This is a genomic window from Parasphingorhabdus sp., assembly GCF_048269915.1.
Classification (GTDB): domain Bacteria; phylum Pseudomonadota; class Alphaproteobacteria; order Sphingomonadales; family Sphingomonadaceae; genus Parasphingorhabdus.
Map to the genome: position 1 here is coordinate 478,385 of NZ_JBLWTY010000001.1, position 23,432 is coordinate 501,816.

A 23,432-nucleotide genomic window follows, 5' to 3' on the forward strand; every position below is an offset into this window, starting at 1 on the left:
AAATTGTCGCAGCGACAGTAGAACAGAAATCCAATAGGCACCATCAACCGATTGGTCGCTCTGCCAGCGATCAATATTCACTTGCAGCCGATCGACTGATCCCCTTGGCAGGGCGGTCGCAGAAATACCGGAAAAATCACCAGCAATATCTGCTATTGGCACCGTTATCCCTTCTCGCGTCCTGCAATGCCGAAACATTCGCAGGATCACGAAGATAAGCGCTTTCCTTGGCCATTTTTCCATCATTGCTGAGGATACTTGCCGCCAGAAGCTCCTGTCTGCCATCTGCTTTTGCTTGCTGCTTCTCGTCGAACAGCAGCGCATAGGGATTTTCCCGGACCCAGGCAAAGGCCTCTTTCCTGAGCGTCTGCTGCTTCTCGATATCGCAAAAAGCATACCCATTGATCGTCGGGCCAGCCAGTTTGACAAATGATCCGACAGCGGCGAAAATCTCACCTTTCGGTGTAAACGGAGCGGGCCTGCTATACTCTTCCAGAACATCCGCCATTGTGAAAAATCGATCTTTGGCCGCATAGAACCAGAAGACGGACGCATCGCGCTCACCAACGTCATACAGGCGCGAGGCCAGCACCATCATTGTGATTGGCGAGACATTGGCCGGTTCCGATCGAATTGCAGATTGGGCTTGCAATATCTGGGCAGGCTCATCGGAGCGCAAAAGCTTGTCAAACCGGCTGTCCACGCGAACGATGCGCTTTTTCTCCGTAGCGGCGGCAGTATAGAAAGGGGTGACATAGATATCGACCGAGCGGACCTGGGTTTCAGTCTTCCCCCAGGCCGTTCCGCAAAATCCCGAAAAACAGACTATCGCCGCCAGCATTCTCCAGAACATATAATATTCCCTTCATCCGCAGGCGATATTTACATATGGATCGGCTTGCCCTGCACCGCCATTGCCGCTTCCTTGATCGCTTCCGAATGGGTCGGATGGGCGTGGCAAGTATAGGCAATATCCTCGCTGGTCGCACCAAATTCCATCGCCTGAGTGACCTGGGCGATCATCGTGCCGGCGAGCGACGAGATGATATGGGCGCCAAGCACGCGGTCGGTTTTTGCATCGGCGATGACCTTCACATAGCCTTCGGTATCGCGATTGGTCTTGGCGCGGCTATTGGCGGCAAAGAGGAATTTGCCGACCTTATATTCAACGCCGCTGTCCTTCACCTCTTCCTCGGTCTTGCCGATGCTGGCAATTTCGGGATAGGTGTAAACGACGCCGGGGATCAGATCATGATTGATGATGCCCTGCTGACCGGCGATAAATTCGGCGGCGGCAATGCCTTCATCCTCGGCCTTGTGCGCCAGCATCGGTCCGGGCGTCACGTCGCCAATTGCATAGACACCGGGGACTTCGGTCTGGAAATCATGGCCGACCTCGATCTGGCCGCGATCATTGGTTTCGACGCCCGACTTTTCGAGCGCGAGACCGTCGATATTCGGCTTGCGGCCGATCGCCACCAGCACGACATCGGCTTCCAGCGTCTCGCTGTCCCCGCCCTTGGCCGGTTCCATGGTCAGGGTCGCTTTCTTGCCCTTGACCGTGCAGCCGGTGACCTTGGTGCCCGTTTTGATATCAAAGCCCTGTTTCTTGAACATGCGGTTCGCATCCTTGCGGATATCGCCGTCCATGCCGGGCAGGATCTGGTCGAGATATTCAACCACTGTAACTTTCGCGCCGAGCCGCAGCCAGACGGAACCGAGTTCCAGTCCGATCACGCCGCCACCGATAACGACCAGATGGCCGGGGACTTTCGGCAGTTCGAGCGCGCCGGTGCTGTCGACCACGACAGATTTGCTATTGTCGACCTCGACGCCGGGCAGCGGGGTTACCGAAGAACCCGTGGCGATCAGGATATTTTTCGCAGTGTAACTTTTGTCGCCGACCTTGACCGTGTGGCTATCTTCAAAGGCGCCATGGCCCTTGATCCAGTCGACCTTGTTCTTCTTGAACAGGAACTCGATGCCGCCGGTCAGCTCCGCAACCGCCTTCACCTTCTCGGCCAGCATCTGCTTCAGATCAAGCTTCGCGCCGGTCAGTTTCACGCCAAATTTCTCCAGCGCGCCCGAATGGGCTTCGTGATAAAGTTCCGACGCGTGCAGCATCGCCTTGGACGGGATGCAGCCGACGTTGAGGCACGTACCACCGAGCGTTGCGCGGCTCTCGATGCAGCCGGTTTTCAGACCGAGCTGGGCCGCCCGGATCGCCGCGACATAGCCGCCGGGGCCGGAGCCGATTATCAGAAGATCATAATCAAAATTGTCGGTCATATTCTACCTCTTTTGTGCTCCGGCCCCCGAGCCGGAGCCTTGGCGTCAAAACGCTAAATATCCAGGGCTCCGGGTCTTAGCCCGGAGCACAAATCCTACAAATCAATCAAAAGCCGCGCCGGATCCTCGATCGCTTCCTTGATCCGTACAAGAAAAGTCACCGCCTCGCGGCCGTCGATCAGACGATGGTCATAGCTCAGTGCCAGATACATCATCGGCCGCGCCTCGATCGAGCCGTCGGGCATCACCACCGGACGCTGGTCAATCCGGTGCAGGCCGAGCACCGCCGACTGGGGCGGGTTGATGATCGGGGTCGACATCAGCGACCCGAACACCCCGCCGTTGGAAATGGTGAAGGTTCCGCCCTTCATGTCTTCCATGGTCAGCGTGCCGTCCTTGGCGCGCTTGCCGAAATCACCGATCGTATTCTCGACATCGGCAAAGCTCATCGCTTCGGCATTGCGGATAACCGGTACGACCAAGCCATTGGGCGCGCTCACCGCGACCGAAATATCGGCATAGTCATGATAGACGATTTCCTCGCCCTCGATCTGCGCATTGACTGATGGCACGTCTTTCAGGGCCATGCAGGCCGCCTTGACGAAAAAGCCCATGAAGCCAAGCTTCACGCCATGTTTTTTGGCGAAGAGTTCCTTATATTTGCTCCGCGTTTCGATCACTGCGGTCATGTCGACATCGTTGAATGTGGTGAGCAAGGCCGCCGTATCCTGCGCCTCTTTCAGACGCCGCGCGACGGTCTGGCGCAAGCGGGTCATGCGCACACGCTCTTCGTTGCGGTTGCCACCCTGTGACGGGACCGCCGGAGCTGCTGCCCCCGCACTGTCGCCTTTTTCGGCTACCGCTGGCTGCTGCGCACCGGATTTCACATATTGTTCGATATCCGCCTTGGTCAGCCGGCCATCCTTGCCGGTGCCGGTAATCTGGCTTGGGTCGACACCATGTTCGAGCACCAGCCGCCGTACCGATGGCGACAGGGTGATCGAGGCATCGGGTTCGTCCGACCTGGCTTCCGGCCTGGCCGAAGCCGGAGCAGATTTGGCAGCGGGCTTGGAAGCAGCCGGTGCCGCTCCGCTCCCCGCCTCGATCGTTGCGATGACCGCACCCACCTCGACCGTATCACCCACTGCGACCTGATGGGCACCCATCACGCCCGCTTGCGGGGCGGGCACTTCCAGCGCCACCTTGTCGGTTTCCAGGCTGGCAATTGGTTCATCCGCCGCCACCGCATCGCCGGGCTGCTTGAGCCATTCGCCGAGAGTCGCTTCGGTGATCGATTCGCCCAGTACCGGGACTTTTACTTCTGTTGCCATGTTCTACTGCTCTCTTTTCAATCCTGTACGGGATGCCCCAGTGCTTCCGCCACCAGTTGCTCCTGCTGCTGCTTGTGCCGTGATGCGAGACCGGTTGCCGGCGACGCGCTGGCACAGCGACCGGCATAGACCGGACCGCGCGGTCCGACGCCTGCCTGCTCAAGACATTTTTCCAGATAGGCCCGGACAAAATGCCAGCTGCCGTTATTTTCCGGTTCTTCCTGCGCCCAGACGAGCGTCTCGAGATTTTTCATCCGCTTGAGCCGCACCACCAGAGGTTCGCCGGGGAACGGATAAAGCTGTTCGATCCGTATAATTGCGGTATTCTTGTCTCCCGCTGCATCGCGCGCTTCGATCAGATCATAGGCCACCTTGCCCGAACAGAGCACCAGCCGTTTTACATCCTTGTCAGCAGGCGGATTAGTGTCGGACAAAATCCGCATGAAATGATGGTCACCCTGGAAATCATCCGCTTTCGATACCGCCATCTTGTGCCGCAGCAGCGACTTGGGGGTCATGATGACCAAAGGCTTGCGGAACGAGCGCAGCATCTGCCGCCGCAGCACATGGAAATAATTGGCCGGGGTGGTGATGTTGGCGACCTGGATATTATCCTGCGCGCACAGCTGCAGGAACCGCTCGAGCCGCGCCGAACTATGTTCCGGACCCTGCCCTTCATAACCATGCGGCAACAGCATCACGAGACCGTTGGCGCGCAGCCATTTGGCTTCGCCCGAGGCGACAAACTGGTCAATCATGATCTGCGCGCCATTGGCGAAATCACCAAATTGTGCTTCCCACAGGACCAGAGTTTTCGGATCGGCACCGGCATAGCCATATTCGAAACCAAGCACGCCATATTCGCTCAAGGGACTGTCGAGCACCTCAAAGCGGCCGTGCCTGACGGTGCTCAGCGGCACATATTTTTCTTCCGTCTCCTGATCGACCCAGACGGCGTGGCGCTGGGAAAAGGTCCCGCGCCCGCTATCCTGCCCGGACAGGCGCACATTATAGCCTTCCGACACCAGCGATCCGTAAGCCAGCGCCTCGCCGGTTGCCCAGTCAAAATTTTCGCCGCTCTTGAACATTGCGGCCTTGGCATCAAGCACCCGGCCCAGTGTCTTGTGAATCTTGTGGCCCTCGGGAACCGTGGTCAGGGTCCGGCCGAGACTGTCGAACAATTTCGGGTCGATTGCGGTTTCAACATTGCGGCGCGCGGTTTCCGGATCGGCCGGAACATGCAACCCCGACCAGCGACCGCCAAACCAGTCGGCCTTGTCTGCCTTGTAATCGGCCGCAGCCTGAAATTCGGTTTCGAGATGGTCGGCAAAGGCTTTGCGCGTCTTGTCCCCCCAATCCGCTTCGATCACACCTTCCTCGACCAGCCGGTCTTCGTATAGCTTGCTGACTTTGGGGTGCTTCTTGATCGCAGCATACATGATCGGCTGGGTGAAGCTCGGTTCGTCGCCTTCATTATGGCCAAAGCGGCGGTAGCACCACATGTCGATCACAATATCCCGGCCAAAGCGCTGGCGGAATTCAATCGCGATCTTGCAGGCGAAGGTTACCGCCTCGGGGTCATCCCCGTTGACGTGGAAAATCGGAGCCTGCACGCCTTTGGCTACATCCGACGGATAAGGCGATGAACGGGCAAATTGCGGGCTGGTGGTAAAGCCAATCTGGTTGTTGATCACGAAATGGACACAGCCGCCGGTATTATAGCCACGGATACCCGAGAAGCCGAGGCATTCCCAGACGATCCCCTGACCGGCAAAGGCGGCGTCACCGTGGATCAGCACGGGCAGAACCTGATCATGTTTTTCGAGATCGTCCCGCGCAACCTGCTGGGCGCGGACCTTGCCGAGCACCACCGGGTCGACCGCTTCGAGATGCGATGGATTGGGCACCAGGCTCATATGCACATTGATGCCATCAAATTCGCGGTCGGTGGACGTACCGAGATGATATTTAACATCGCCCGATCCGCCGACATCTTCGGGATTGGCCGAACCGCCGTGGAATTCGTGGAAGATGACCTTGTAAGGCTTGGCCATCACATTGGCGAGAATGTTCAAACGGCCGCGATGGGCCATACCATAGACAATATCGCGGACACCGGACTGGCCGCCATATTTGATAATATTCTCCAGCGCCGGCAGCATCGATTCGCCACCATCGAGGCCGAAACGCTTGGTCCCGACATATTTCTTGCCGAGGAAATTTTCATATTCCTCGCCCTCGATCACCTTGTTGAGAATCGCCTTCTTGCCTTCCGGCGTGAACTGGATTTCGGCATCCTTGCCCTCCATCCGGTCCTGCAGAAAGCGCCGTTCCTCGATATCGGCAATATGCATATATTCAAGACCGACCGGGCCACAATAATTGGCGCGCAGCACCGCTTCGATTTCGCGGATTGACGCTGTTTCAAACCCCAGCACACCGCCCAGAAAGATCGGCTGATCCATCTCGTCGGCGGTAAAGCCATGAAATTCCGGAGTCAGGTCGGCGGGTTCCTCCAGCTTGGAAAGCCCGAGTGGATCCAGATTGGCACCCAGATGCCCGCGTACCCGATAGGTACGGATCAACATCATCGCCCGGATCGATTTTTCCGCTGCCCGCGCAACCTCGACACTGGACATCACCGCGCCGGATTTTTCCGCCGCAGCCACAATCTCGATCGCCATTTGCGTAGGATCAAGCGCGCTGTTCAGCTCATCGGCATCGTCAATCGGCCAATGTTTGCGCTGCCAGCTCGGGCCGGGCTCTTTTTCAGATTCGAGAAATTCTTGACCTTCTAAACCCATGATCATTTCCTTGGGGAGGGCGGCCCCCTGCTCGCGCAGGGGGCCAAGTAAGCTAAACCAGTTCCTTCAGCATAGCATCCAATGTCGTTCCCAATTCACTTGGAGAAGGCGACACCCGGATACCCGCAGCTTCCATGGCCGCAATCTTGTCTTCCGCGCCGCCCTGGCCGCCGGAAACAATCGCGCCGGCATGGCCCATGCGGCGGCCCGGAGGCGCCGTGAGACCAGCGATAAAGCCGACCATCGGCTTGCTGCGGCCCTTCTTCGCTTCGTCGGCAATGAACTGCGCCGCTTCTTCTTCCGCGCTGCCGCCGATTTCACCGATCATGATGATCGACTTGGTTTCATCATCGGCAAGGAACAGCTCGAGCACGTCGATAAAGTTGGTGCCGTTGACCGGATCACCGCCAATGCCGACGGCTGTCGTCTGGCCGAGGCCAACCGCAGTTGTCTGGTGCACCGCTTCATAGGTGAGCGTACCGGAGCGCGAGACCACGCCGACCGAACCCTTCTGGAAAATGCTGCCGGGCATGATGCCGATCTTGCATTCGTCGGGGGTCAGAACGCCGGGGCAGTTAGGACCGATCAGGCGAGACTTGCTGCCTTGCAGCGCGCGCTTGACCTTCACCATGTCAAGCACCGGAACGCCCTCGGTGATCGCGACGATCAGTTCAATCTCTGCATCAATCGCTTCGAGGATCGAGTCCGCTGCAAATGGAGGCGGAACATAGACAACGCTGGCGGTCGCGCCGGTTGCTTCTTTCGCTTCCGCAACCGTGTCAAAGTTCGGCAGACCGATATGGGTCGTGCCGCCCTTGCCCGGCGTAACGCCCGCAACCATCTGCGTGCCATAAGCCAGCGCCTGTTCCGTGTGGAACGTGCCGGTATTGCCGGTCATGCCCTGGGTGATAACCTTGGTGTTCTTGTCGATTAAAATGCTCATTAAACTTGTTTCCTCGTCATTCCAGCGAATGCTGGAATCTCCTTCCCAGCGCGCCGCGTTGTCGCATGAGATCCCGGCTTTCGCCGGGATGACGGTTGCGTTTATGCCAGTGAGCTATCCAGCCCCTTACAGGCTTCCAGCAATTCCTTCACCGCATCGACCGACACGTTGAAATTACCCTGCGCTTCTTCGCTGAGTTCGATCTCGATGATCTTCTCGACGCCGTCCTTGCCGATGATGACCGGCACGCCGACGTAAAGATCGTCAACGCCATATTGGCCGGTCAGATGCGCGGCGGCAGGCAGCACCCGGCGTTTGTCCTTGAGATAGCTTTCCGCCATCATGATCGCGCTGGTTGCCGGCGCATAATAAGCCGAACCGTTTCCGAGCAGCTGAACAATTTCGCCGCCGCCGGACCGGGTGCGCTGGACGATCGCGTCGATTTTTTCCTGCGTGGTCCAGCCCATCTTGATAAGATCGGGGATCGGGATACCGGCAACCGTCGAATAAGCCGGAACCGGAACCATCGTGTCGCCGTGGCCACCAAGAACGAAGGCAGTGACATCTTCAACCGAGACGTTGAATTCGTCGGCGAGGAAGTGGCGGAAGCGGGCGCTGTCGAGCACGCCGGCCATGCCGACCACCTTGTTGTGCGGCAGACCGGAAAATTCGCGCAGGGCCCAGACCATCGCGTCGAGCGGGTTGGTAATGCAGATCACGAAAGCATCCGGTGCGTTGGCCTTGATGCCTTCGCCAACAGCCTTCATCACTTTCAGATTGATGCCGAGCAGGTCGTCGCGGCTCATGCCGGGCTTGCGGGGGACGCCTGCGGTCACGATGATCACATCGGCGCCGGCAATATCGGCATAGTCGCTGGTGCCCTTCAGATTGCTGTCAAACCCGTCGACCGGAGCGGCTTGCGCGAGATCCAGCGCTTTGCCGGCCGGCATGCCCTCGGCAATATCGAACAGGACTACGTCGCCCATTTCCTTGGAAGCTGCGAGGTGGGCGAGCGTGCCGCCGATCATGCCTGCGCCGATCAGCGCAATCTTGTTACGGGCCATATGGGAAATTCTCCTAAAAATAGAGTCGAAACGGATATTAGAGGCAGGATTAGGCCCCTATTCTGACAAATTCAACCGCATATAGTAGCATTTTACAGTGTATCTTTGCAATTGGTTCGCAATAGCAATAGTTGTGCATAAACCTCATCCTCCAGAACTCGTTTCAGGACCTCGACCGGCTTTCCCTATCCCGGGATCCTGAAACAAGTTCAGGATGACGCAGAATGGCAAACATGTTTCCAATTCTTCCAATCTTTTGCGTTGCAAAGTGAAATTGAAATGCCATGATGATGGTTGACGTGTTCCGCGCTCGATGCGGAATTCTGAGAGGCTGGCGCGAGTTCGGCCCCAGAGCTCCTCACCGGGTGAGGAGTCTGTTGGCGAATTGGGAGAGAATATATGCTGACAAAAGGCGACGATTATCCGCTGCACCAGACACCGGAGCCAATGGCGCTATCGGGCGGAAACCGCAATTTCTATGACCGCTATTTTTTCAACGGCTATAGCGCAGACGGCGGCATCTTCTTCGCCGCAGCCCTCGGCATCTACCCCCAGCTCGACATCATGGACGCCGCCTTTTGCGTGACGATTGACGGCAAGCAGCATAATCTGCGCGCCTCCAAACGCATGGGCAGCGAACGGCTTGACCTGACCGTCGGCCCGATCACCGTGAGCATCGTTGAACCGCTACAGAAACTGCGGCTGACCGTGGCCGGCAACGACAGCCCAGTCACTGCGGACATCAGCTTCACCGCCCGCCACAGTCCGATCGAGGAACCCCGCTTCATCCGCCGCGAAGGCCCGCGCCTGCTGATGGACTATACCAGAATGACGCAAAATGGCGACTGGAGCGGCACGATCACGGTCGACGGTCAGGACCTGAACGTCGCGGACTGCCGCGGCACCCGCGACCGCAGCTGGGGCATCCGGCAGGTCGGCGCGCCAGAGTCGCAACCGCCGCCAGCCGGTGCCCTTCCGCAATTCTGGTGGCTCTGGGCGCCGCTCAATTTCGACGGCCATTGCGGCTTCTTCCACAGCAATGACGATGGCAAAGGCAAGCCCTGGAACCGCCGCGGCGTGGTCGACCCGATTGCCGGAGAAGCGCAGGAATTCGAGCCGGAAGCAATCGATCTCAGCTATCACTCCGGCTCCCGCCGCATCAGGCAGGTGCAGCTGGAAACCGGCAACGGCACGCTGTCCATAACCCCGCGCACCGGGGAGAATGCGGTGACTTTCTACATGTCCGGCCTCGGCTATCTGCATCCCGCCTGGGGACATGGCATGGACCACGGGGAGCTGGAAGTCGCGCATGACATCATCGCGCTCGCCCCCGAACCCGCGATCGACATGACCACCATCCATATCCAGGCGCTCAGCGATACGGTGCTAACGGTAGACGGCAACGAGCATCGCGGGATCGGTGTCGTCGAACAGCTGTTTATCGGCCCGCACGCCACCAGCGGCCTGACCGGAATCATGGACCCTGCTCCATGAGCCGCGCCCTGCCCGTACGCCCGGAGGAATTTGAGAAAGACTTTATCGAAGCCGTTTTCGGCGCGCCTTCCGGGTCGCTTCGATCATTGAGCTACGCGCCGGTCGGTACCGGGCAGGTCTGCGACAGCTACCGCTTCACCTGCAAATGGTCCGAAGGCAATCAGCCCGAAAGCTTTGTCGCCAAATGCCCCAGCGCCGATCCGGTCAGCCGGGGTGCAGCCGCGATCTTTCATCTCTACGATATGGAAGTCGGCTGGTATCGGGACGTGGCCACCGGCTCCGGCGTTTGCTGTCCCCGGTCCTATCATGCGGATATTGCCGGCGACGAGCAGGAATTTGTGTTGTTGCTGGAAGATATGGCCCCGGCCGCGCAGGGTGACCAGCTGGCCGGTGCGTCGCTGGTGCAGGTAGCAACCACACTGGCCGCCGCCGCTGCGCTGCACGACATCCAGCCAGAGGGAGGGTTTGACGCCTATAAATGGCTCCATCACGGCGCCGGCAACAGCGCATTTCTGGAGAACACCCTCCCGCAAGGCTATCCGCTGTTCCGCGACCGGTTCAGCAAGCTTCTGTCACCGGATATCCTGGACCTCGGACAGCAGCTGATCGAACGGATAGGCCGATATGTTGCGCACGAACCGCCCGAACTGACGATCACCCATGGCGACATGCGGCTCGACAATATATTGTTCCACGCTGACGGACAGGTTGCGGCGCTGGTCGACTGGCAGACCTGCTCGCTCGGCAACCCGGCCAATGATGTCGCCTATCTGATCGGCACCAGTTTTGCCGATCCCGCCGACCGCCGTCGACACGAGCAATCGCTCGTCGAAGACTATCTTGCCGCCCGGTCAGACGCTCCGGCCTTCGCTGCATTCTGGCGGGAATATCGCCGCCATGCCTTTTCCGGTTTCATCATGGCGATCAACGCCTCGCTGCATGTCGAGCAGACCGAACGCGGCGACCAGATGTTTGCCGCCATGGCCGAAAGACCCGCACAAATGGCCCTGGACCTGGACAGCCTGAGCTTGCTCTGACTAGCCCGCAAGCTCCCGCAGCATGTCTTCCCAGACATCGATATTCATGTGGAAACTTTCCACCGGAATACGTTCATCCAGTCCGTGCGCGCGGGCATCTTCGGGAATTTTGAGCCAGACGCCACTGACGCCATAGACCGGGATGCCGATGCCGCGGAAAAACACGCCATCGGTCGCCCCGGTCGACATCGAGGGTACAATCGGCATATCGGGAAAGCGTTTGTGGATCGCGTTGCTGTAAGCGCCCACAACATCCGCGCGCAGGGGACTCGCCGGTGCGGAGGCACCGAAGGAATCGCTGAGCGCGACCGTCACACCGTCGCCGGCAATATCCTGCAGTTCCGCCATGACATCATCCGGCTCGACGCCGGGAAAAATGCGGCAGTTGACCGTCGCCTCGGCCAATTGCGGCAGCGCATTGTCCGCATGTCCGCCCGTCAGTTTCGTGGCGACGCAGCGCGTACGGGTGAGACCAACTTCCTTGGGGTCCGCCTCTATGATATCCGCGGCCTCGCCGTCACTTTCATCCGCCAGCCAGCGCCGCATGGCATCGCCCAAATCTCCCCGTTCCTGTTTCGCACGGGCGGCAAAATAACCGCGGGTAGTTTCGTTGAGCATCGGTTCGAAGCGATGTTTTTCCAGCCGCGTGAGGGCGGCGGCCAGTTCATAAATCGCATTGTCCGGCCGCGGCCTGGAGCTGTGACCGCCCTTGTTGGTAACGGTAAAACTATAGGTGCGATAGGTTTTCTCTGCGGTTTGCATGCCGTATCCGAGCGGGATGCCGTCATCGGTAAAACCGCCGCCGCCCGCGTCGCTGTTCAACGCATATTCGGCGCGGACCAGATCAATCCACTCGCTCGCAGCCAGCCGCGACCCATCGCCTGCCGTCTCTTCATCGCCGGTAAACAGCACGATCAGATCACGCGTCGGTTTAAAGCCGGAGCGTTTCAGGCGGATCAGGCTCATCACAATTGCGGTCATGCCCGCCTTGTTGTCCACGGACCCGCGGCCCCAATAATAACCGTCTTTCTCGCGGAAGATAAACGGATCATCTTCCCAATCGGCACGCTTTGCCTCGACCACATCCATATGCGCCATCAAAAGTATCGGCTTGGCCTTGGCCTTCCCTTCAGCCGCCCAGCGCAGGATCATGCTCTCGGTTTCACCATGGGGTTTGACGACAATGTCGGTCAGACCCTCGGCTTTGAATTTGCTGGACAGCAATTTGACCAGGCGCGGTACTTCGCCACGGCCTTCGACGGTGGGAATTTCGACAACCTGTTTGAACAGACCCTTTGCTTCAGCCTCCGGCGTTTCGGCCTGGCTCGCTTGGGCCCCTGCCATCACAAACGCCAACGCGGCCATTCCCTTCCAAAAAAACCTTCGCATAATGCCTCTCCTAAGTCTGGCTTTCGGAACCGTGGCCCAAAGCAAGATATTCTTCGGACTGCATCTCGATCAACCGAGATGCAGTCCGCTCAAATTCAAAACTTCCATCCCCCTCGGGGTAAAGGGCATCGGGCTCCGCCTCGGCGCTGGCCAGCAGCTTCACCCGATATTCGTAGAGCGCGTCGACCAGCGTGACAAAGCGTGCCGCCTCGTTGCGATTTTCTTTCGACAATTGCGGGATGCCGACGATGATGACGCTATGAAAATGGCGCGCAATCGATAGATAATCCTGCGCACCGCGCGCTTCGGCGCACAGGCGTTTGAAGGAGAATACCGCAACGCCCTTCAAGGATTTCGGGACGTGCAATGTCCGGCCACCCGGGACCGCCAGTTCCTCCGAAGGCACATGCGCCCGGTCCTCGGGCGGATAGTCGGTCAGACGAAAAAAGGCTTTGCTCAGCGCCTTTGTCGCCTCCTCGCCGTTGGGCACGTGCCACAGATCAACACCGCCCAGCCGCTCGCGCCGGTAGTCGGTTGGACCGTTGAGCGAAATCACGTCCAGCCGCGTCTTGAGCAGATCGATAAATGGCAAAAAATGTTCCCGGTTGAGACCATCCTTGTACAGGTCATCGGGCGGGCGGTTGGAAGTGGTAACGATCGTCACGCCGGCCTCGATCAGTCCGGTAAACAGTCGCGACATGATCATCGCATCGGCGCTGTTGTTGACCACCATTTCATCAAAGGCCAGAAACCGCGCTTCGCTGGCCAGGGCAGCGGCAACCGGGAGTATGGGGTCTCCCAATTCCTTTTTGCGTTCCTCGCGGATCCTGGCGTGAACATCCAGCATGAATTCATGGAAATGGGCGCGCTTTTTTCTGTGAATATCGAGATTTTCGTAAAACAGGTCCATCAGCATCGACTTGCCGCGTCCCACTCCGCCCCACATGTAGATACCGCGCGGCGCGGCCGGCTTTTTCCCGAAGGCGCGCCACAAGATGCTGCCGCGCGGCGGCACCGATTCGAGCTCTTCCTGCAGAACGGCCAGGCGTTGTGCGCAAGCCTCCTGATCGGCATCGCGCTGCAATTCCCCCTGCGCGATCAGCGCCTGATAGCGCTGATAAAATAGACTCATTGTAAATCGATCTTCTGATTCGGCGCTTTTTTCACGATCGCGGTAAAGGACGCCATATTGTCGTCCCCATTCTCGCCCTGCACTACCAGTCCGCGCATGAACAAGAAACGACCGGTTTCGCGAGTAATCTCGACCCGCGCTTCGAGCGGCTCAGTCATCCGTGCACCGCCCAGGAACTGCGTCTGCAATTCCAGCGTAACAGCAAAGCCGGAAGGGCCGATCTCCAGCACCCGCATTGCCGCGAACAGCGAACAATCGATAAATCCCATCATCGTCCCGCCATGGACAACATCGCCAAGATTACGATGCTTGCGTTCGGGAAACATCCGGACCCGCGCGATATCATCGCCCAGCCCATCGCCACCGCGCCGAACGATCATTCGGCCCAGAAAACTGTTATAGCAATCGGGATCGTTCAGCGCCCATGTCTGCCAGCCCGGATAGTCGGGGTCGGGATCGCTTATGATAAAATTACGCTCGGACTCGGCCATCAATATTTGCAGGCGGTCAGATTTCGCGGGATGCGGTCATCTTCTTGATCTCGGCGATCGCCTTGGCCGGGGACAGGCCCTTGGGACAGGCGTTGGCACAGTTCATGATCGTGTGGCAGCGATAGAGCCGGAACGGATCTTCCAGTTCGTCGAGCCGTTCGCCAGTCATTTCATCGCGGCTGTCTGCGAGCCAGCGATAGGCTTGCAACAGGATTGCAGGGCCCAGAAATTTGTCGCTGTTCCACCAGTAGCTCGGGCAGCTTGTCTGGCAGCACGCACATAGGATGCACTCATAAAGGCCATCCAATTTGTTGCGGTCTTCCGGCGATTGCAGCCGCTCCTTGCCCGATGGCGTCGGCGTAACCGTTTTCAGCCATGGCTGGATCGAGGCATATTGCGCGTAGAAATGGGTAAAGTCAGGAACAAGATCCTTGATCACTTCCATATGCGGCAGCGGGGTGATGGTGACCTTGTTGCCGCAATCCTCGATCGCGGTGGTGCAGGCCAGACCATTTTTGCCGTTGATATTCATTGCACAGGAACCACAGATGCCTTCGCGACAGGAGCGCCGGAAAGTGAGCGTGGCATCCTGCTCGGACTTCATCTTGATCAGCGCATCAAGCACCATCGGGCCGCATTCGTCGAGATCAATCTCGAACGTGTCATAGCGCGGATTTTCGCCCTTGTCCGGGTCGTAGCGATAGATTTTGAACGGGCGCTTTTTCCCGCCAGTCAGGGCTTGATGCAATTCGCCGGTTTTGCGAATCTTGCTATTCTTGGGGAGCGTGAAAGTGGCCATGTCTGTCGGATTCCCTTGTTCAGTGCGTCGGCATAACCAAGAAATGCCGCTATCTCAACCGTTTTGCACTGCAAAAAACCACCACATGGCTTGTAAATCATGCAATCAGTTATGACGCTCGAAAAATGCAACCATATCGTCCAGTACAGGGGCTTTGTGACGAAACGGCTTGGCTACCGCCATCATAATCTCAAGATGATCGATATCGGGATATTCGACATATTCGGCATGGCCGCCTGCTGCCCGGACTTTATCGCGCAAAACCCTGCTGTTACGGGGCCTGACTTGCGTGTCATTGGCGCCACTGGAAAGCCACAGTGGCGGCGCATCGGGCCGGACAAAATTGACCGGCTGGGTCATCTCCGGTGTGTGATATTCGCCAAAGCTTTGCCTCGTCGTTTCCGAATCAAACGGATAAAAATCATAGGGGCCGGCCAGCGCCGCCACGCCCCGGATCAGGTCGGGTGACTTGCCTTCCCGCCCCAGCCACTGCCGGTCGAGCGCCAGCATCATCGCGTTATAGGCACCGGCGGACTGGCCCGAAAGGAATATCCGACCTGCATCCCCGCCATGCGCGGCGATATTGTCATGCACCCAGGCAACAGCCTTGGCGCTATCTTCCAGAAAACCCGGAAACCGGGTGTGGGGAAACAAGCGATAGTCCGGCAGCACCACCATAAAGCCGCGATTGGCCAGTGCCCGACCGGCGAAGGCATAATGGTCCTTTGCTCCATCACGCCAGCCGCCGCCATAAATGAAAACGATCACGGGAAGCGAGTTGGGCACAGCATTTTTCGGAGTCCATATATCAAGTCCCAGACCTTGCAGATCATCATAGATATGATTCCGCACCAGCAACTTCGCATTATTGTCACCAGGGATGATATTATTGGCCATATCGAGCTGCTTCGGACCAGGATGCGAGAAAAACCACCAAGCCAAACCGGCGATAGCCAGTACCAGCAGGCCGATGAGAAAAAACCATTTCATGAGCCGGTCCTTAACCAGCCGCCGAAGCGCTGGCAATGCCGCCAGTCGATGGCAAAATGCAATCTGGTCGGGTTTAGTCCATTAATCCGTGACGCCGGTAGCCTTCGGCCAATATCGTCTCGATCAACTGCTCCTGCGTCCATCCGGCGCGTAGCGCCGACCGTCCGAACACTTTTTGTGACCACAGGTTGCAGTTGAGATTGACTTCCAGAAACTGGATATCGCCGGTGGTCATATTTACCCGAAATTCGAAACGGCCATAATCAAAGGGCCGATAGTCGATCATCGCCCGACGTGTGAATTCGGCAATCTGCGGACATATTTCTGCATGATCAAAGTCAACCAGCTGATATTTATGGCCACGCTCGACCAGGTCGCGCTTTTCCCAGTAGGTCCGCAAATGGCTGGGGTCCGCCTGTTCGAACAGCATCATGGGCATGATTTGCGGCTCGCCGTTGATAGTGACAACCGGAACTTCGACATCACTGCCCACCAGAAAAGGCTCGACAATGGCATCATGCCCTTCGTCATGAATCTCTGCCACCGCCTGCCTGACGCTTGTCCAGTCTGAAGCGTCATGGATCCCCCAGCTTGCTGAACTGGCATTGGGCTTGACCACCATCCGTTCAGCCATCGGACAATCTTTTTCTTCCACCGGCGCACCGCAGCGGTAAATTGCCCAGGGCGCAGTAGGCAAGCCCCGTTCCCGGGCCGAAAGTTTTGCAAGATGCTTGTCATCTGAAAGGCCCCGCAAAATCGGAGAGGCACCAAGAAAAGGAATGCCCAGACGCTTGCAGAGCAAGGGTATCAGCATTTCGCTATTCAAAAACCCACCACGATTTAGAAGCGGAAAGACAAAATCCGCTGCAGGCCGCTCGAATAATATTTCATAATTGTTGGAAAGCATCAGGTTGAGGCCCAGCGATTCCAGGATAGAGCGCACCTCATGATGGTAGATGGCATGATTGCCATCTTCCGCATGCAGGCTGCCATCGCCCAATGCATGTTTCGCCATGAACAGCAGGCGGACCTCTTCTTTGGCACGGTCGGATATTTTTAATGGATCAGCAATTGCAGTCACAACACTACGCTCCAGCTGCACAGGACGGAAATATACCTGTGTCAAATTGCGAAAACTTGGAAAATCGCTGCGTACATAGGACATTTTTCTGAATAAGCAATTTCCCTTTTCGCCCAATCCTTCTATACTTGCGGCTGTTTGCAACTGGTCGAGTAATTTTGTTGAGTCTGTTACAATCCCAATCGGCTCAGACCATGAGCAGTGGCGGCGACGCCCGTATTGAACTGGATCCCGATTCCGGACTCAATCGCTATCACAGCAGCCCTTGGCCGCGCGATATCATTGCCTATGCCAGTTCTACGGCAAATGACATTAGCAGGTCGGCTTTCACCCATGTAGAATCAGTGCTTGCCGAACATGGTAGTCTGGTTTCCTCGCCGGAATTTTATCGGGAACGGCTGGAGAGTCTGCGCAACAAGATCCGGACAGCTTATACGCTTCCGGAATCGACACAGATCGCCTTTGCCCCTTCCGGCACGGATCTGGAATATATCGCTCTCCTGTCAGCGAGTGGCGAACAGAATCGCCCTGTTCACAATATTCTGCTCGGCTCGGACGAGGTCGGCAGCGGTTGTATCCATAGTGCACATGGCCACTATTTCAGCGGTGAAACGGCGCTTGGCATTGCCACGATACCGGGCATGCCAGTCGACGGACTGGGCGATACTTCGCTACGGGAATTTCCGGTCCGCGATGAAGCAGGCGTGGCATATAATAGCGGCCAGATTGCCAAACAGATCGACTCGGTCATCAGTGCCGCTCTTGCGCGTTCAGAAAAACCACTGATCCATATCGTGCACGGCTCCAAGACCGGATTGATCCTGCCGCATCTTGGTGAAATCGATGCATTACGAGAAAAATATGGCACCGACATCGCGTTCGTTGTCGATGCCTGTCAGGCGCGTATCACCTCGCAAGCTATCGCTGATTACCTACGCCGCGATATCATGGTATTCCTCACCGGCTCCAAATTCATGGGCGGTCCGCCATTCAGCGGATTTGCCGTTATGCCCGAGAAAATGCTGCCGCATTGTGGCTCGATACCGGCAGGGCTTTGCGATATTTTCCGGCGCGCCGAGTTCCCGGTTGGCTGGCCCGGACAGGCCAGGCTTCGCGCCGAAAGCAATCCCGGGCTGCTGTTACGGCTGGAGGCATCGCTCTTCGAACTCGAGCGTTTTCAGTTGCTTGATATTGCCGAAATCGTTCGGATCACGGATGAATTCCGCACGGCCACTCAGTGGCTATGCGATCAGATAGGTGCTGAAAAAGTTCACAGTTACCCGCCGGGGGAAAAAGATGAAGCCAGGCTGCATCCGCTGGAGATGCGCACTTTGGTGACCCTCAATATCAGCGATGGACACAGCCTTGATTTTGACGACGCAACCCGCATCCATAAAGCGATGGTGACCAAGAATATCCGGCTGGGGCAGCCCGTGCGCTGCGTCAAATGGGGCCGCGGGCGATTTGGCGGTACGTTACGGCTCGGCCTGTCCATGCCGCAAATGGTAAAATTTGCTACGCTTGATGGCCCGGAGCTCGCCCGGAAAATGCATGCAGATATGGAGGCAATTGCAATCGCCTACCAGGAAGCCCGCGACTCCATGTTCATGGCGACGGAATCCTGAGTCCGGTCACAATTTCAAATCCGCAACCCTGTCTTCCAGGATCGCTTCCACAATCTTGTAGGTCCGCTCGTTATCGACATCAATTGCCTGCGTCCCATCACTGAGCGGCACCCGGCGCATGGTGATGCCGAACCGTTTCGACATGCGTTTAAACGCGCCATCAATAGTGACCCACTTGAACCGCATGAGCAGGATGTTCACTAGTCCGAAAGCAGTGATCAATCGCTTCGGATTGTTCATAAACTGACCACCTTCGCGGAAAATCTCTGCTGCCTTCAGGGCATTCTCATTGGCAATTCCATATAGATTGCAATTGGCGTAACCATTGTCGCGAAATTCATAGAATCCGCGTTGTGCCAAGGGATGAATCGCGCGAATATCATCCTTGTTCGCCAATCCGGCGACGGCATCAGCACCTTCACCCAATTTCCGCACGGCCCGGTCGATGCAATCATGCTTGATCAGCACATTATCCGCGGTTGTGATAACAAACGGAGGGGATCCGTTTTTACAGCCCAGCAATACGCTTTCAGCGATATTGCTGTCTGACCGGATGAAGTGAATGGGCAGGTCATCGCGGGCAAATTCTTCCGCAACCGGCCGGACTGCCGCCTCGCCATCGGGCTCGATCAAAATATGGACCGCCCGGCAGCCCGGATGCGACGTCACCGATTGCAAGGTGCGTACGATCAGCATTTCGCCAGCAATCGGTATCAGGCATTTGTGACTGACGCCGTGGGCTTCGGCGAGCGGGTTGACTACGCCGGTGCGCTGAGCGGCGAGCAAGATGACATCAAATTTATTATCCATGTTGCTGCTGTGGCGGGCACACGGATTTTTTTCAAGAGGAGCCTGTGCAAGTCAGAGATAGAAATAACTGGATTTTGCGATAAAGAAAGGCTCAACCGCCGGATCATATATTGGAAAATGTGTAAACTGTGTTGCGAAATATGTTCAACAGATGGTCCCGTAGCGAGGATTCGCTTGTCCGGGTGTTTCGCAACAGCAGCTGGCTGTTTTCCGCCAAAGGCATCGGCGCGATCCTCAGCATTTTCTATCTGGCCATATTGACCCGCACATTGGGCGTCGCCGGATTCGGTGAATTCATGGTCATTGTCGGCGCGGTCCAGGTGCTGGCCGCGATATTGAAACTGCAGACCTGGCAGACTGTTGTGCAATTTGGCGTGCCCTATCTGCTGGCTGGGCAATATCGGAACTTTCGCAAACTCTCGCTACAAAATTTCTGGGTTGAGTCGATCGGCGGGATCGCCGCTTGCGCCGCCTTGTGGCTGCTATTGCCGTTGGGCGCGTCGCAATTCGGTTGGACCAAGCCCGTCGAGCAGTCAATCATGGGCTATGGATTGATCGTGTTCCTGTCGATCCGGTCTACACCGATCGGCATATTGCGCGCACAGGATCGTTTCGGCGGCAATGCTTTCGGTGATGCCATTATTCCTATCGTCCGATTTGCTGGCGCGTCGGTCCTGTTGCTGAGCACCGCTTCGATGACCGGATTTCTGATTGTCTGGGGCCTTTCCGAATTTGTCAGCTTTGTGGTGATGTGGCTGATGGTGTGGCGTCGGCACGAAAATGATCGTTCGGCTCTGGATATATCCGCCGATCCCGTCACCCCTCCAACCCGGAGAGAATATCTGACTTTCCTGTTGTCCACCAATCTCGCTTATCTGATCAGTGTAGTGCGCGAACGACTGGTTGTCGTAATCGTGGGTTTCTTCGTTGGCGTATCCGCCGCTGGCCTGTTCCGGCTGGCCGACCAGCTTGCAAACAGCCTCAATCGCCTGTCAGAGGTTTTCGCCCGTCCTCTGTTTGCCGAACTGTCGCGGTTGATCGCGCACGGCCGGTCGCGGGATTTGCGTGCGCTGTTCTGGCGTTCTCTCAAAGTTTCGGCGATCAGCGGCGGCGTCCTGTTTATCGGCCTGATATTATTCGGCAAATATATCATTGCCCTGATTTCAGGCCCTGACTATCTCGCCGCTTTCCCGATATTGCTTCTGCTCGGCGCAGCAACGATCATCAGTCTGGCCGGGCTGGGCCTGGAGCCTCTGTTGCAAGCTGCCGGGCGAGCGCAGCACGCGCTGATCGCAAGAGTCAGCGGACTGGCTGCGCTCGGCCTACTGATGGTGATTCTGCTGCCCCGTTTCGGCATAATCGGAGCCGGTTGGGCAATGCTTGTCTCGGCAATTTTGACGGCCATAATCCTGTTCGCCTTGAGCCGAGCCGCCATAATAAAACCACGGCAACGAGTTTCCAAAACTCCCATGGCATAAAAAAGGCGACCCGCAGGCCGCCTTTTTCGCATTGTGATGTGGCTGTGCTTAACGCTTGGAGAACTGGAAGCTCTTGCGCGCTTTCGCCTTACCATATTTCTTACGCTCAACCTTACGGCTATCACGGGTGAGGAAGCCTTCTGCCTTCACTGCAGACCGCAAGGCTGGCTCATATTTGGTCAATGCCTGCGAAATACCGTGCTTTACTGCACCAGCCTGGCCGGAGAGACCGCCACCCTTGACCGTGGCTTCAACGTCATACTGTCCTTCGCGCTCGGTAATTGCAAAAACCTGATTCAGCACCAAACGCAAGGTGGGGCGCGCAAAATAGGTTTCCTGATCGCGACCATTGACCGTGATCTTGCCCTTGCCAGGCTTCAGCCATACGCGCGCTACGGCATCTTTACGACGACCGGTTGCATAGGCGCGGCCATATTGATCCAGTTCCTGCTCGCGCAAGGGCATGGTTTCAACAGGCGGTTCAACGGCGACAGTATCCGTTGCCGCCGCAGCTGGTGTGTCGACAACAGCGGCACCAGCGATTTCTTTCAAATCGGAGAGATCGGTTTTTACGTCGGACATTATGCACCCACCTTATTCTTGCGGTTCATCGAAGCGACGTCGAGCGTCACCGGGTTCTGGCCAGCATAGGGATGCTCGGTACCAGCGAAAACATGCAGGGCACGCATCTGGGCGAAGCCGAGCGGGCCTTTCGGGATCATCCGTTCAACAGCCTTTTCGACCACACGCTCCGGAAAGCGGCCTTCAAGGACCTTGTCTGCAGTGATACCGCTGATGCCGCCGGGATAGCCGGAGTGCTTGTAATAGGTTTTCTGCTTGGTCTTGTTGCCGGTGAACTTCACCTTCTCGGCATTGATCACGATGACGTGATCACCGCAATCGACGTGCGGGGTATAGCTGGGCTTGTGCTTGCCGCGCAGAATATTGGCGACGATTGATGCCATCCGGCCGACGACCAGATCTTCGGCATCAATGATATGCCATTTCTTTTCGACTTCAGCAGGCTTCGCCGACTGGGTCTGTTTGGTGATACCCTTCATGGGGTGGCTCCTTCTTGGAGAGTTGGGATTCAAAAATAATAAATGCCGAACAACCCTGATTCGCAGGGGTTCGACAAACTGCGGCGCTATTGGCGCTGTTTTCCCGGTAAGTCAAGCGAAAGCGGGGCTTTGCTGGCGGGTATAATAATACCCCACCTAGTTTCTGACCTGACCCAGCAACCATTTTTCATAATCAGGATCGGCGGCATCGACCACCCAGTGCAAAATTGCGGGCGTATCGAAACTGTGCAGGATGGAAAGGCGACTCATCGCAGGCCCAACCATTTCAGTCGAGGTTTTGAGCAGCGCCGGAAACTCCTGTTCTTCGTGCAACTTTCCTTGAAATTCATATTGCGACACGACCGGAGCAAAATGATTGGCACAGGCAACCAGCTTTTCCTGGAGCAGGCTAAGCGCCACGCGTCTGGCTTCCTCTGCGGATCCAAAAGTCGAATAGATCAGCGCAACCGATCCAGTCATTGCGATGCGCGACCGAGAAGATGCACACCCCAAACCGTCGAAGCGACGACCAGCGCGCCTACGGCCTGATGCAATACCGCCAGATGAATATCGATCCCGGTCATAACTGTTGCGATGCCAAGCAATATCTGGCTGCCGAACGCCATATGAATGGCGATCGAGGCGCGGCGGCTGACCACTCGAACCTTTCGCGCAAGCAGAACAAGAAAACCGACCACAACCCAGGCCCACCATCGGTGAAGAAAATGCAGCAGATAGGGATCGTTATTAAGTGCGGTCCAAAAACCTGAGGTCCAGTCGATACCGCCGGGAATGAAATACTCGTTCATGAGCGGCCATGTGTTCGAGACATAGCCAGCATTCAAGCCTGCGGTATAAGCGCCAAACAACAATTGGATCACCAACACGGCCAGCACCGCCAAGCCCAGTCCGGTCATGCGCGCGGGCCGGCTGTTACCGCATGCAAGCTGCCGCAGGTCCAGCGCTGTCCACACCAGGCCTCCCAAGATGAACAACGCCGTCAACAAATGCACCGCCAGGCGAAAATGGCTTACATCCGTCCGCTCGCTCAGTCCCGAGCTTACCATCCACCAGCCGATCGCTCCCTGTAAACCGCCAAGCGCAAGCAGCGCCACCAGCCGTCCGCCATAACCGTTCGGAATTGCCCGCTTGACGGCAAACCAGAGCAGCGGCAGTGCAAAAGCCACACCGATCAAGCGCCCCAGAAGGCGGTGAATCCATTCCCAGAAATAGATAGACTTGAAATCCGCCAGCGTCATCCCAGCAGGACCACTGATTTCCAGATATTCGGGTATCTGCTTATATTTCTCAAACTCTGACAGCCAGTCCGCCTCGCTGAGCGGCGGCAGCGCTCCGGTCACAGGCTTCCATTCGGTTATCGACAATCCCGATTCGGTCAATCGAGTAATCCCGCCCACAACCACCATGATAAACACCAAAAAAGCGACCGAATAAAGCCAATTGGCGATCGCGATCGGGCGGCGGCGGACCCTGTCGGCAGGCTGCTCTGGGATGGTCTGGGCATTCATCGGCCGCTATTTGGAATTAAAACCATGACGTGACAACCAGAATCACCCACGCAAGCTCGGAAAAATGCTGGCGACGAAATGATGT

General features: G+C 57.1%; 21 protein-coding genes. 4 read left to right on the forward strand and 17 right to left on the reverse strand.

The window, feature by feature from the left end:
• Nucleotides 1-136 precede the first annotated feature (136 nt).
• From ACN0WX_RS02215 to mdh, 6 genes are all read right to left on the reverse strand, one after another.
• Nucleotides 137-853, reverse strand: a complete 717-nt coding sequence (locus ACN0WX_RS02215; protein WP_417620641.1) for a hypothetical protein — start codon at nt 851-853, stop codon at nt 137-139.
• A gap of 29 nt (nt 854-882) precedes the next feature.
• The gene (gene lpdA, locus ACN0WX_RS02220; RefSeq protein ID WP_417620642.1) at nt 883-2,289 is read right to left on the reverse strand and encodes a dihydrolipoyl dehydrogenase; all 1,407 of its coding nucleotides are present in this window, start codon (nt 2,287-2,289) and stop codon (nt 883-885) included.
• A gap of 95 nt (nt 2,290-2,384) precedes the next feature.
• The gene (gene odhB / locus ACN0WX_RS02225; RefSeq protein ID WP_417620643.1) at nt 2,385-3,620 is read right to left on the reverse strand and encodes a 2-oxoglutarate dehydrogenase complex dihydrolipoyllysine-residue succinyltransferase; all 1,236 of its coding nucleotides are present in this window, start codon (nt 3,618-3,620) and stop codon (nt 2,385-2,387) included.
• A gap of 17 nt (nt 3,621-3,637) precedes the next feature.
• Entirely contained in the window at nt 3,638-6,424 is a 2,787-nt protein-coding gene (locus tag ACN0WX_RS02230) for a 2-oxoglutarate dehydrogenase E1 component (protein ID WP_417620644.1), read from the reverse strand.
• A 52-nt stretch (nt 6,425-6,476) separates the two neighbouring features.
• Nucleotides 6,477-7,367 (reverse strand): succinate--CoA ligase subunit alpha, encoded by an 891-nt coding sequence (sucD, locus tag ACN0WX_RS02235; RefSeq protein WP_417620645.1) that lies wholly within the window; start codon nt 7,365-7,367, stop codon nt 6,477-6,479.
• Nucleotides 7,368-7,468: 101 nt separating this feature from the next.
• On the reverse strand, nt 7,469-8,431 hold the full coding sequence (mdh, locus tag ACN0WX_RS02240) for a malate dehydrogenase (protein ID WP_417620646.1): 963 nt from the start codon (nt 8,429-8,431) through the stop codon (nt 7,469-7,471).
• A gap of 399 nt (nt 8,432-8,830) precedes the next feature.
• Between mdh and ACN0WX_RS02245 the strand changes: the two genes are divergently transcribed.
• Both ACN0WX_RS02245 and ACN0WX_RS02250 read left to right on the forward strand, forming a co-directional pair.
• Entirely contained in the window at nt 8,831-9,925 is a 1,095-nt protein-coding gene (locus ACN0WX_RS02245; protein WP_417620647.1) for a hypothetical protein, read from the forward strand.
• Nucleotides 9,922-10,962: a phosphotransferase gene (locus tag ACN0WX_RS02250; protein WP_417620648.1), complete on the forward strand. Its 1,041-nt coding sequence runs from the start codon at nt 9,922-9,924 to the stop codon at nt 10,960-10,962. The genes ACN0WX_RS02245 and ACN0WX_RS02250 overlap by 4 nt, the downstream gene beginning before the upstream one ends.
• Here ACN0WX_RS02250 and ACN0WX_RS02255 read toward each other — a convergent pair whose 3' ends face one another.
• The 6 genes from ACN0WX_RS02255 to ACN0WX_RS02280 form a co-directional block, all read right to left on the reverse strand.
• Nucleotides 10,963-12,351, reverse strand: coding sequence for a M20/M25/M40 family metallo-hydrolase (locus tag ACN0WX_RS02255; RefSeq protein WP_417620649.1), 1,389 nt, complete (start codon nt 12,349-12,351; stop codon nt 10,963-10,965).
• Between the two features lie 10 nt (nt 12,352-12,361).
• The gene (gene zapE / locus ACN0WX_RS02260) at nt 12,362-13,483 is read right to left on the reverse strand and encodes a cell division protein ZapE (protein WP_417620650.1); all 1,122 of its coding nucleotides are present in this window, start codon (nt 13,481-13,483) and stop codon (nt 12,362-12,364) included.
• Nucleotides 13,480-13,974, reverse strand: a complete 495-nt coding sequence (locus tag ACN0WX_RS02265) for a PaaI family thioesterase (protein ID WP_417620651.1) — start codon at nt 13,972-13,974, stop codon at nt 13,480-13,482. The genes zapE and ACN0WX_RS02265 overlap by 4 nt, the downstream gene beginning before the upstream one ends.
• A 16-nt stretch (nt 13,975-13,990) precedes the next feature.
• Nucleotides 13,991-14,773 (reverse strand): succinate dehydrogenase iron-sulfur subunit, encoded by a 783-nt coding sequence (locus ACN0WX_RS02270; RefSeq protein ID WP_417620652.1) that lies wholly within the window; start codon nt 14,771-14,773, stop codon nt 13,991-13,993.
• A 105-nt stretch (nt 14,774-14,878) separates the two neighbouring features.
• Entirely contained in the window at nt 14,879-15,763 is an 885-nt protein-coding gene (locus ACN0WX_RS02275; RefSeq protein WP_417620653.1) for an alpha/beta hydrolase, read from the reverse strand.
• A gap of 73 nt (nt 15,764-15,836) precedes the next feature.
• Nucleotides 15,837-16,844, reverse strand: coding sequence for a phosphoribosylglycinamide synthetase (locus ACN0WX_RS02280; RefSeq protein ID WP_417620654.1), 1,008 nt, complete (start codon nt 16,842-16,844; stop codon nt 15,837-15,839).
• A gap of 194 nt (nt 16,845-17,038) precedes the next feature.
• On the opposite strand from ACN0WX_RS02280, the gene ACN0WX_RS02285 reads away from it, so the two are divergent.
• Entirely contained in the window at nt 17,039-18,469 is a 1,431-nt protein-coding gene (locus ACN0WX_RS02285; protein ID WP_417620655.1) for a hypothetical protein, read from the forward strand.
• A gap of 6 nt (nt 18,470-18,475) precedes the next feature.
• Here ACN0WX_RS02285 and ACN0WX_RS02290 read toward each other — a convergent pair whose 3' ends face one another.
• The gene (locus tag ACN0WX_RS02290; protein WP_417620656.1) at nt 18,476-19,279 is read right to left on the reverse strand and encodes an NTP transferase domain-containing protein; all 804 of its coding nucleotides are present in this window, start codon (nt 19,277-19,279) and stop codon (nt 18,476-18,478) included.
• A 140-nt stretch (nt 19,280-19,419) separates the two neighbouring features.
• On the opposite strand from ACN0WX_RS02290, the gene ACN0WX_RS02295 reads away from it, so the two are divergent.
• Complete coding sequence (locus ACN0WX_RS02295) at nt 19,420-20,757, forward strand: lipopolysaccharide biosynthesis protein (RefSeq protein ID WP_417620657.1); 1,338 nt, start codon at nt 19,420-19,422, stop codon at nt 20,755-20,757.
• Nucleotides 20,758-20,805: 48 nt separating this feature from the next.
• On the opposite strand, the gene rpsI is transcribed toward ACN0WX_RS02295, so the two are convergent.
• The 4 genes from rpsI to ACN0WX_RS02315 all read right to left on the reverse strand — a co-directional run bounded on the left by rpsI (nt 20,806) and on the right by ACN0WX_RS02315 (nt 23,347).
• On the reverse strand, nt 20,806-21,339 hold the full coding sequence (gene rpsI, locus ACN0WX_RS02300) for a 30S ribosomal protein S9 (RefSeq protein ID WP_417620658.1): 534 nt from the start codon (nt 21,337-21,339) through the stop codon (nt 20,806-20,808).
• The gene (gene rplM / locus ACN0WX_RS02305; RefSeq protein WP_417620659.1) at nt 21,339-21,818 is read right to left on the reverse strand and encodes a 50S ribosomal protein L13; all 480 of its coding nucleotides are present in this window, start codon (nt 21,816-21,818) and stop codon (nt 21,339-21,341) included. Before rplM ends, rpsI begins: the two co-directional genes overlap by 1 nt.
• A gap of 156 nt (nt 21,819-21,974) precedes the next feature.
• Nucleotides 21,975-22,298: a divalent-cation tolerance protein CutA gene (gene cutA / locus ACN0WX_RS02310; protein ID WP_417620660.1), complete on the reverse strand. Its 324-nt coding sequence runs from the start codon at nt 22,296-22,298 to the stop codon at nt 21,975-21,977.
• Nucleotides 22,295-23,347, reverse strand: coding sequence for a COX15/CtaA family protein (locus ACN0WX_RS02315; RefSeq protein ID WP_417620661.1), 1,053 nt, complete (start codon nt 23,345-23,347; stop codon nt 22,295-22,297). The genes cutA and ACN0WX_RS02315 overlap by 4 nt, the downstream gene beginning before the upstream one ends.
• Nucleotides 23,348-23,432 lie beyond the last annotated feature (85 nt).